Below are 11,667 nucleotides of genomic sequence, written 5' to 3' on the forward strand. Positions count from 1 at the left end.
TATGAAGAAAATTTTACTATTCATCACTTTATTTTGCGGTTTTTCAATTGTGCTCTATTCCCAGGAAACCACTGAGAATGGAGTTGTTTCGTTTTCATTACCTATTAGAAATTCTTTAAAGTTTAATAGATATTTAATCAATCCAACATTCAGTTTTGTTCGCGAAGCAAATCCGTATGTAAGTTTTTATAACAAAAGACAATGGACACAGTTTGAAGATTCTCCAAATACATATTTGGCAAACTATTCAGGACGATTTAGAGAGAACGAAGCATTTGCAGTTGGTTTATTCCAGCAGAATTATGGATTAATGACGGTCTTTGGAGGTGTTGTCAATTTTGCTCACAATATTGTATTACAAGAAGATAGTAATTTAACTTTTGGTTTAAATGTAGGTGCTTATCAAAGTGGTTTAAACAAAGGAAAAATTATTACAGATGATACGGATATTTTAGGTAGTGAATTTCCATCTTACACGTTATTAACTGTTAATCCTGGAATTAACTACGGAACTGCTTTTCTTGATTTCGGACTTTCGATCAATAATTTGATTCTGTATAATTTCGGAGCCGGAATGGTAAAAGAAGATCCAGAAAGAGCAATACAAGTACACGCAATGTATACTGGATATATTGATAGTTACGGTTTTTTTGACAGAAGCAGGTTTTCAGGAATTGTGAAAACAGAATTAAAAAAAGACAAAACAGTTATTTCTGGACTTGGTATGCTGACACTTAAACAAGGAGTGTGGGGACAAGTAGGTTATAACACATTATACGGTGTTTCTGCAGGTTTGGGTGTTAATATTTCTCCGAGCATTGCAATAGAATACAACTATGAAAGAGGTATGGGTAATTTCGCCAACCTTGGAGGATCGCACGAATTTGCGATTGCATATAGATTCAAAAACAGAAATTATTATTACGGAGATGATGATGAAGGATCATTAATGGATCCGTCAAGACCAAAGCCAGTTCCAGCTAAACCAAAATCTGAAGCAACTCAAGTTAACAGAGCTGATATAGCGGAAAAGAATAGACTGGCTGCTGAAGCAAAAGCAAAAGCTGATGCAGAGGCTAAACAAGCAAGACTTGCTGCTGCTGAAAAAGTGAAAGCAGATGCTGCTGCCGCTGCAGAAGCAAAACAAGCAAAACTTGTTGCTGATGCAAAAGCAAAAGCCGATGCTGCCGCTGCTGCTAAAGCGAAATTAGAAGCAGATAACAAAGCTAAGGTAGATGCTGCTGAAGCTCAGAAAATGAAATTAGCTGCAGATGCTAAAGCAAAAGCCGACGCTACCGCTGCTGCTAAAGCGAAATTAGAAGCAGATAACAAAGCTAAGGTAGATGCTGCCGAAGCTCAGAAAATGAAATTAGCTGCAGATGCTAAAGCAAAAGCTGATGCCGCGGCTGCAGCGAGAGCGCAAACTGCGACAGCAAATAGAGCAGTTGCAGCGACACAAAAAACACAAGCACAATTGGCTGCTGATAAAGTTAGAGCCGATGCTGAAGAACGTAGATTAAAATTAGCTGCAGATAATAAAGCGAGAGTTGATGCGGCCGCAGCTGCGAGAGCACAAGCTGCTGCAAATAAACCAGGCGCAAACAAACCAGTTGCGGCGACACAAAAAACAGCAGCACAATTAGCTGCTGATAAAGCCGCTGCAGATGCAGAGGCAATGAAACTTAAATTAGCTGCAGATGCAAAAGCGAAAGCGGATGCAGAAGCTGCTGAAAAAGCAAAAGCGACGGCTTCTGAACCGCAAAAAACAGCAGCACAATTAGCCGCTGATAAAGCGAAAGCAGACGCTGAGGCAATGAAACTTAAATTGGCTGCTGATGCTAAAGCGAAGGCAGATGCAGAAGCCGCAGCTAAAGCAAAAGCAGATGCTGCTAAGACTGCTGCACCACAAAAAACAGCTGCTCAGTTAGCTGCTGAAAAAGCGAGAGCAGATGCGGAAGCAGCGAGAGAAGCAAGACTTGCCGCAGCTGAAAAAGCAAAAGCAGATGCTGAAGCTCAAAGATTGAAATTAGCTGCAGACGCGAAAGCCAAAGCAGATGCTGCAGAAGCAAAACGTAAGGCAGATGCTAAAGCAAGAGCAGAAGCGGCAGATATGCAATCAATATTAGCAGCCGATGCAAAAGCAAAAGCTGATTCGGATGCTTTACAGGCAAGATTAGCTGCTGAGGCTAAAGCAAAAGCGGCAGCAGAAGCTAAAACGAAATCTTCTATTGATGCAGCAAACAAAGCTAAACTAGCAGCCGATGCAAAAGCAAAAGCAGCTGAAGAGGCAGCATTGAAAGAAAAATTAGCAGCGGATGCAAAAGCAAAAGCCGATGCAGAAGCAAGACAAGCAATTATTGCTGCAGAAGCAAAAGCAAAAGCAGATGCGGAAGCATTGAAAATAAAACAAGCTGAAGAGGCTAAACAAGCTCAGTTAGATGCAGAAGCAAAAGCGAAAGCAGATGCGGAGGCACTACAAGCTAAATTAGCAGCGGATGCAAAAGCGAAAGCAGATGCAGAAGCATTAAAGATAAAACAGGCCGAGGAGTCGAAAGTAAGACAAGCTGAAGAAGCAAAACAGGCACAATTAGCTGCTGAAAAAGCAAAAGCAGATGCAGAAGCACTTCAAGCTAAATTAGCGGCAGATGCAAAAGCAAAAGCAGATGCGGAGGCACTTCAAGCTAAGTTAGCGGCTGATGCAAAAGCGAAGGCAGATGCAGAAGCTGCTCAAGCAAAATTAGCAGCCGATGCAAAAGCGAAAGCTGATATGGAAGCGCTTCAGGCAAAATTAATTGCTGATGCAAGAGTTAAGGCAGATGCTGAGGCTACTGCAAAAGCGAAGGCTGAAGCAGAAGCTAAAAAATTAGAAGAAGCAGAAGCGGCTCGTCAGGCTAAAATTGCAGCAGACGCAAAAACAAAAGCGGATGCAGAAGCACTTCAAGCTAAATTAGCAGCCGATGCAAAAGCTAAGGCAGATGCAGAAGCATTAAAAGTTAAACAAGCGGCTGATGAAAAATCAAGAGTTGAAGAAGAAGCTCGTCAGGCTAAATTAACAGCCGATGCAAAAGCCAAAGCAGATGCAGAGGCACTTCAAGCTAAGTTAGCAGCAGATGCAAAAGCAAAAGCAGATGCAGAAGCATTAAAAGTTAAACAAGCGGCTGATGAAAAAGCAAAAGTTGAAGAAGAAGCTCGCCAGGCTAAATTAGCAGCCGATGCAAAAGCGAAAGCAGATGCAGAAGCACTTCAAGCTAAGTTAGCAGCCGATGCAAAAGCTAAGGCAGATGCAGAAGCACTTCAAGCTAAATTGGCAGCCGATGCAAAAGCAAAAGCAGATGCGGAAGCATTAAAAGTTAAACAAGCGGCTGATGAAAAAGCAAGAGTTGAAGAAGAAGCTCGTCAGGCTAAATTAGCAGCGGATGCAAAAGCGAAAGCAGATGCAGAAGCACTTCAAGCTAAGTTAGCAGCCGATGCAAAAGCAAAAGCGGATGCGGAAGCATTAAAAGTTAAACAAGCGGCTGATGAAAAAGCAAGAGTTGAAGAAGAAGCTCGTCAGGCTAAATTAGCAGCGGATGCAAAAGCGAAAGCCGATGCAGAAGCACTTCAAGCTAAATTAGCGGCTGATGCAAAAGCAAAAGCGGATATGGAGGCATTACAAGCTAAATTATTGGCTGATGCAAAAGTAAAAGCCGATGCAGAAGCTACTGCTAAAGCAAAAGCAGAAGCCGAGGCTAAAAAATTACAAGAAGAGGAAGAAGCTCGTCAAGCTAAATTAGCAGCCGATGCAAAAGCGAAAGCGGATGCAGAAGCATTACAAGCTAAGCAAGCAGCAGAAGAAAAAGCGAGAGTTGCAGAAGAAGCTCGTCAAGCTAAATTAGCGGCAGACGCAAAAGCAAAAGCCGATGCAGAAGCATTGAAAATAAAATTAGCAGCCGACGCAAAAGCGAAAGCGGATGCAGAAGCATTACAAGCTAAGCAAGCAGCTGAAGAAAAAGCGAGAGTTGCAGAAGAAGCTCGTCAAGCTAAATTAGCAGCAGACGCAAAAGCAAAAGCCGACGCGGAAGCATTGAAAATAAAATTAGCAGCGGATGCAAAAGCGAAAGCAGATGCAGAAGCATTACAAGCTAAACAAGCAGCTGAAGAAAAAGCGAGAGTTGCGGAAGAAGCTCGTCAAGCTAAATTGGCAGCAGAAACACAGGCAAAAGCCGACGCGGAAGCATTGAAAATAAAATTAGCAGCAGATGCAAAAGCGAAAGCCGACGCAGAAGCATTACAAGCTAAACAAGCAGCTGAAGAAAAAGCCAGAGCAGCAGAAGAAGCTCGTCAAGCTAAGTTAGAAGCGGAAGCAAAAGCAAAAGCCGATGCAGATGCACTAGCAGCAAGACTTGTAGCTGAAGAAGCAAATAAAGATGCAACTGCAAAAGCAATTGATGAATTAACAGCTTCTATTGCGGCAACAAGTAAATCTCAAAGTGATTTATTGGCGCAGTTCACAGCTACAGTTGCAAACAAACAAAAAGACTTAAATGATTTAAAAGAAGAAAATGATTTAAGTGAAAAAGGGATTTATAGAGAGCCAAAACCTTTCAAAAGTGTAGCGGCAGAAAATAGTCAAATTGAGGCATTGAAAATACAGATTGCTGAGGCTAACAACAGCATGAAAAATGAAATTGCTAAGCTGACTAATCTTTATAATGAAAGGTTGAAAAAGTTCCCTAAAAATGATCCTTTGAACAGAGCTTATCTTGAAAAGATAAACGAGTTGAAAGCAGCACAGTTGAAGATGGAACTTGAAGGAGCAGCTTTATTAGCCGATTTAGAGCGTATTAAAACTGAAACGGAAATTGAGCGTAAACGTAGAATTAAACGTGCGGCTTATGAAAATGACCAAGGAAGATATGCACAGGACGTTGCTGCTTTAAAACGAATTAAAGAGACAACGAAAATCAGTAATACGCCGTTAAAAGCAAGTGATTTTGATTTTGGTGAAGAGCAGTCAAATATGCAGATCATTAAGAATATCAAAAATTCTGAAAGCGGTTATTATTTGATTCTGGCAGTTCACAATAGTATTGAAAAAAGAGATGAGTTCTTAGCCAAAGCGGTAGCTGCAGGACGTACAGATATTAATTTCTTTTATAATATAACAACGAGTAAGTATTATATCTATTACGAAAAGTTTGATGGTCTTCAAGAAGCAACAAAAGCTTTAGAAGCCAAAGGGAACAAACCTTATAATGGAAATATGGCCATCGTAAAAGTGGAGAATTAGTAAAAGATAATTATCACAACTTCTTTAATAGAAGAGTCAATAATTAAAATAAATTTAAATAAAGATTATATGTTGTTTATTAAATGCCCCTTTATAAAACAACTGTTAAACTGAAACCATAGAAACATGAAGAAACCTACTACTTTAAAATTAGTTTTAGCTTTATTACTTTGTATTCAAAGTTTAGTTATGTTCTCTCAAAAGGATTTTACCGCTCGATTCGATACGAGTTTAAAAGGTGATATGCTCTTGATAGGTAATAATATTTTGAATAGGGATACTGGTAGAAATAATAACCGGGCTAATGACCCCTTTAATTCTACAAGTCAAAATAATAATGATCTTAGCATGCAATATATTGATATCGATAACGATAACAGTACATTCAGTTCAAGTTCGGCAAATCTTACGATTCCAACTGCCAGCAGAGAATGTTATAAAATTGTTTATGCGGGGCTTTATTGGGCAGGTATTTATAGTCAGGGTTCTGTAAATAACGGAACTGTTAATAGAAGTAATTTAGGTTCAATCAAAATTAAGTTACCTAACCAGACTGCTTATACTGATATTAGAGGTACGCTAATTCATGATTATTATCCAGGAACTTCAAATGGTGACCAAATTCCTTATGCTTATTATTACGATGCAACATCGATTGTTCAAGCATTAGCAAATCCAGAAGGAACTTATACTGTAGCCAATATTATTGCTGCTAGAGGACAAATTAATGGTGGTTTTTCTGCTGGATGGAATTTATTTGTAGTTTATGAGGATCCTAAATCCTCAGCAAAATATATTAGTTCTTTTGATGGCTTCAGATGGATACAGGCAAATAGTGCTGCAGTAACTTACGATATTAAAGGTTTTAAAACTATTCCTAATGGAATTGTTAAGGCAAAATTGGCATTTGCAGCTTTAGAAGGGGATGTTAATTTAACAGGTGATAGATACTCAATTAATAATAGGGACATTTCGACAGCTGAGCGTCCAATTGATAATTTTTTCAACAGTACAATAAACGATACTAATGGACCTTTTGTAGCGAGACAGCCTGCCAGTGGTAATACACTAGGGTTTGAAGCAGGTATTTTAAATGTACCAAATCCGGCTACTACTCAATATCCAGGAGGAAGTGTTATTAGAAATAATGATACTCAAGCAACATTAAAGTTAAGTACGGGAGGTGATGGTTATGGATTATTTTTTAATGCCTTTAACGTCGAAATTATTGAGCCTAAAATTGTTTTAACCAAGATTGTAAAAAATGCGGCTGGAGTTAATATCGGTGGTCAAGATGTTACATTAGGGCAGCAGCTTAATTATGAAATCGGTTTTAAAAATACAGGTAACGATAATGCTACATCATTTACGATTAGAGATGAATTGCCTGTAAACATTATTTTTAATTATCCGGCGGATATTGTTTCATTACCTGCTGGTGTTACAGTTCAAAGTTACAATGCGGCTACTAGAAATATAGTTTTTGCAGTTAATAATAATGTTGTTAAAGTAGGAGACCCTGAAAAAGTAATCAGTTTTAAAGTTCAGGTAGTTCCAGATTGTCATATGTTGAGCGAAGCTTGTTCAAACAGTATTGATAACTCTGCTTATGCTACTTATAAAGGAACACAGAATACTACATTTACTATTTCTGATGATCCGAGTGTTAATACGAATACAGGGTGTATCTTAATTCCAAAAGCGACAAACTTTTTAGTAAATGTTAAAGAATGTGAGTATACTGAGAATGTAACTTTGTGTGGTGATAGTGTAGATTTGAGAGCTGCTAATGGGTATAGTAATTATACTTGGTATAGTGATAAGGAGCTTAAGAATCAAATAGGAACTGGACAGACATTTGCAGTTAGAAATCCTGGTACTTATTATGTTTACAATTTAGCAGCAGCTCCTTGTAGATCAATTATACAGTCTTTTGTTGTTTCTAGATATGGTACTACAGCAGTAAATCCTGTTATACCTTTTGCAGATCAGTTATTGGATTGTACTAACGATGGAAAAAAATTACCAATTATTATTTTATGTGGTAGTAACGCTTCCAGACGAATTACAACAAATATTACAGATGCGACAAGTATAATCTGGGAAAAATTAGTTGTTGGAAGCTGTCCTAAGATGAGCAATGAAAATTGTGCTAATGAAAGTAGTTCTTGTACTTGGACTCAAGTTGGAACTGGTCAAAATTTTAATGCGAGTGAGGAAGGACAATATCGTTTAACATTAAACTATTCAGGAGGAGCTGGAGTTTGTTTTAATCGTTTTTATTTTAACGTATTCACGAATTTATTAACGCCAACAGAAACACATCGAGATATTATTTGCGGTTCTCCCGGAAATATTACAATCGGAGGTGTACCTGCTGGATACGAATATGCGATAAGTACTGATCCAAACGGACAAATTGGTAATTATCAAACAAGCAATTCGTTTACGATCAATACTCCAAATTCTTATACTGTTCATATTAGACAAGTAGGTGTAACTACAAATCCTTGTATTTTCACAGTTCCTAATATTTTAATTAGAAGCAGAAACTTAAGTATTAGTACATTAGTTACGCAGCCATCTTGTTTTGGTGAAAAAGGAGCTATTAAAGTTGGAGCAGAAAATATTGATCCTCAATATTACTATTATATTTATAATGGAAACACTTTAATAAATAGTTTTGGTCCGACTGCAAATTCAGATTATACTTTTTCAAATTTAAATCCTGGTGTCACCTATAGAGTTAGAGTTACTAATGGTCCAGTTGGATCAACTCCTCCTCCAAGCTGTGACAGAGACCAATATATTTATATTAATCAGCCTGCGTCTGCTGTCACTGCTACTGCTGCACTTGTTGAACCATTAACAGCTTGCAGTAATGGAAAAATTGTTATTTCAGCGTCAGGTGGTGCTTGGGGTCAATATTATTACTTCATAAACGGATCTTCGGATTTTCAGACTTCTAATGAAATTGTAGTTACCACACCGGGAACATACAATATTAGAGTAGTTGATTCTAATAACTGTGAAGCAACAACAAGCGTTACTGTTGCTAGTAACGAAAAGCCTACTTATACAATATCACATACCAACAGTACATGTTATGATGGAAGTGCTGAAATCAGAATTAATACGACAAATGCAAACGGATACATTGTAACATATAGCGTAAATGGTTCTGCATTTCAAAGTAATCCTGTTTTCTCAAATCTTCAGCCGGGAACTTATAGTGTATCTATAAAATATGGTATGTCTTATATTCCTCAATGGCAGACACAACCTAAAATTATATATTGTCCAGATATTGTTGAACAGGTTGTTATAACAGGACCAACTTCTGCAGTAACTGCTTCTGCTGGGGTTGCTGCTTTGGCTGGTTGTACTCTTCCAGATGCAAATGGAGTTAATCAAGGAGGAAAATTAAGAATCAATAATGCTCAAGGGGGAACACCAAACTATGAATATAGTTTTGATGGTGGTGCAACTTGGCAGACATCTAATGAAAAAAATGTTTTACCAGGAACTTATGTTTTAGTAATTCGAGATGCTTTGGGTTGTATGTATACAATTCCTTATGATATTATATTAGATCCTAGACCATCTGATCCGACTATTAAAGTTGAAGATCCTATCTTTAATTGTAATGGTACAGCAACAAGTACAGTTACAGTTACAAATGGTGTTTCAAATTATACTTACGAATATTATCTTGACGGAGTTGCAAATACTCCAAAAACAAATAATGTATTTACTAATGTTCCTTCAGGAAGCCATACAGTTTCTGTAATATATAAGGTTTCTACAGTACCAACATATAGTAATTTATTAAGAGAAGATTTTGGTAGAGGTCCAGACGTTAAAGTTGATGGAATCCACCCTAACTATTGCTGGGAAAGACAGGATTATGTTGCAGACTGCCCTAATTCTTATATGCCTATTTTATTGAATGATGGTGAATATGTAGTTACACAAGCCTTGATCCCAGAGCATAAAAATGGTTTCAATTGGAACTTACCAAAAGACAACACTTCGGTTATTAATAATACACCTCAGATCACTGATGGTAGATTCTTAGCTGTAAACGTTGGTGGAGTAGTACCAGTTGGAGGAATTTTATATAGAAAAACAATTAATGATGTAATTCCAAACCAAGATATTCAGGTTTCGCTTTATATGCTGAATTTATTGGCAGCTTCAAATAATCTGCCTTCTCCTAGACTTACAATTCAGCTTCAGAAAAATGGAGTTGTAGTTCCGGGAGCTTCAAAAGATACTCAAAGTATTCCGCGTGATGAGAAATGGCATAATACAACTGATTTAGGCAATGGCCAGGTTTTAACATTAAATCCTGGAAATAATACTTCATTAGATTTCGTTATTTTATCTTACAGTCAGGTCATTGATGGAAACGATTTAGCTGTTGATGATATCTGGGTACGTCAGATTCCAGAATCATGTATTGCACAGAAAAACTTCCCAATCGTTATTGACAGTAATAAAGCATTCTCAGCTTCAATTACAGGATTTAAAGATTTAACTTGTATCGGATCTAATAATGGAGAAGTTACTATTGCGGCTCAAAACTTTAATCTTCCTTACGGATTTGATTATTCATTAGACAATGGTGTTACATGGATTAATTCTAAAGTTTCTCCAGTAACAGCAACAGGACTAACAAGTAAAACGTATAACATTAGAGTTCGTTTTGATAATAGCGCTTCAAGCTGTGTGTTCCCATTAACTCAGGTTATTAAAGCACCAACCGCTATTACACCAGCAGCGAATGTAACTACACCAGCAACTTGTACAACAGGAGCAACTATTACGGCTTCTGCTACAGGAGGAACACCATCATATCAATTCCAATTAATGAACGGTACTACTATCGTAGCTCCTTTCCAAACTACTGGAATTTTTACAAATATTCCAACTGGAACATATACTGTAGTAGTAAGAGATTCAAACAGCTGTTTATCTTCTGCATCAGCTTCAGTGATTGTAGTAGCGCCTAATACGCCTACAGCTTCATTGGCAGCGACTTCAGATTTATGTTATGATACAACAAATCAGGCTACTCTTGTCGTTACGGCAACAGGAACAGGAACATTAAGTTATAGTTTAGATGGAGCGCCAGCTCAGACATCTAATACATTTACTAATGTTGGCCCTGGAACACATAATGTTGTTGTAACAGACAGTAATAACTGTACAGCAACAGTTAGTAATATTGTTATTGCCCCACAACTTGGAGGTGAAGCAAAAATTACTTCAGAATTAAATTGTACTACAACTCCAAATGCTTCTATTACAGTTACCATTACTGGAGGAACAAGTGCATATACTTATAAAGTTAGAAAAGGAGCTGGTACATACGGATCTAGTACTGCTGTAACAGGAAGTTCTTTTGTATACACAGGAGCTAATTCAGCAGACACTTATTATTTCGAAATTACAGATTCAAAAGGTTGCGTTGTTGTACTAAGCGCAATTGTAAATACAATTACGAACCCTACAGTAACTGCTCAGAAAGTAGATGCAACGTGTAATGGTGCTTCTACAGGATCTGTTCAATTAGCAGGTGCAGGAGGTTCTGGAAATTACACTTACTTATTCTACAGCAGTTCAACTACACCGGTACCAACAACTTTTGTAACGCAATCTAATTACACAGGATTAGCTGCAGGAAGTTATTCGTACCAAGTTATGGATGGTAAAGGTTGTAAGTCTGCTGTTGGAACAGTGACTATTACACAACCAACAACTTTAACAGCGACTGCTTCTGCAACAACATTTACATGTGATGCTTCTAATGTAAAACAGGCAGCAACAGTTACTATTGCAGTTCCTACTACAGGTACAGCTCCATATCAATATAGTTTTGATGGTGGAACAACTTTCAGCAGCACACGTACTTTGTCTGTAACAGATAATGGTACAAACAGAACTATCTCTTATGTAGTAAAAGATGCGCAAGGTTGTCAAACACCAGTTCAAACAATTACAATTAATAGATTAAACCCTCCAACTGATTTAGCTTTCAGTGCGGCAGCGGTGACATGTAACGCAACAACAACTACAGTTACTGCTACAGCAACTAATGGAGTTGCTCCATTAACATTTGCTATTACATCTCCTGCAGGATCAGCAGCTACAAATACAACAGGTGTTTTTGCTGGTTTAGCTCCAGGAGTATATAATTTTAGAGTTACAGATGCAAATGGATGTTACTATAACGAAGCATTTACAATTAACTCAGCGACTCCAATTGCAGTAACACCAAACAAAACAAGTGATGTTCTTTGTAGAGGCGGCAACACAGGATCTGGAACTTATACAGTTTCAGGAGTTGCTACACCAGGTGCGTATACTTATACAATTACACCAAACACAGGAAC

The 11,667-nt window shown here is 37.8% G+C and carries 2 protein-coding genes; both read left to right on the forward strand.

The annotated features are described in order from the left end of the window. Position 1 precedes the first annotated feature (1 nt). Positions 2 to 5,269: a PorP/SprF family type IX secretion system membrane protein gene (locus ACFSC2_RS05330; protein WP_379816562.1), complete on the forward strand. Its 5,268-nt coding sequence runs from the start codon at positions 2 to 4 to the stop codon at positions 5,267 to 5,269. 126 nt (positions 5,270 to 5,395) lie between these two features. Further along, positions 5,396 to 11,667: hypothetical protein (locus ACFSC2_RS05335; RefSeq protein ID WP_379818580.1), on the forward strand; the 6,272-nt coding region annotated here is incomplete at its 3' end.

This window comes from Flavobacterium artemisiae, assembly GCF_042678225.1.
Lineage (GTDB): Bacteria > Bacteroidota > Bacteroidia > Flavobacteriales > Flavobacteriaceae > Flavobacterium > Flavobacterium artemisiae.

Excerpts from the sequence above, each read along its gene's own strand:
- ACFSC2_RS05330 (WP_379816562.1), top strand. The coding sequence starts at position 2 with ATGAAGAAAATTTTACTATTCATCACTTTATTTTGCGGTTTTTCAATT.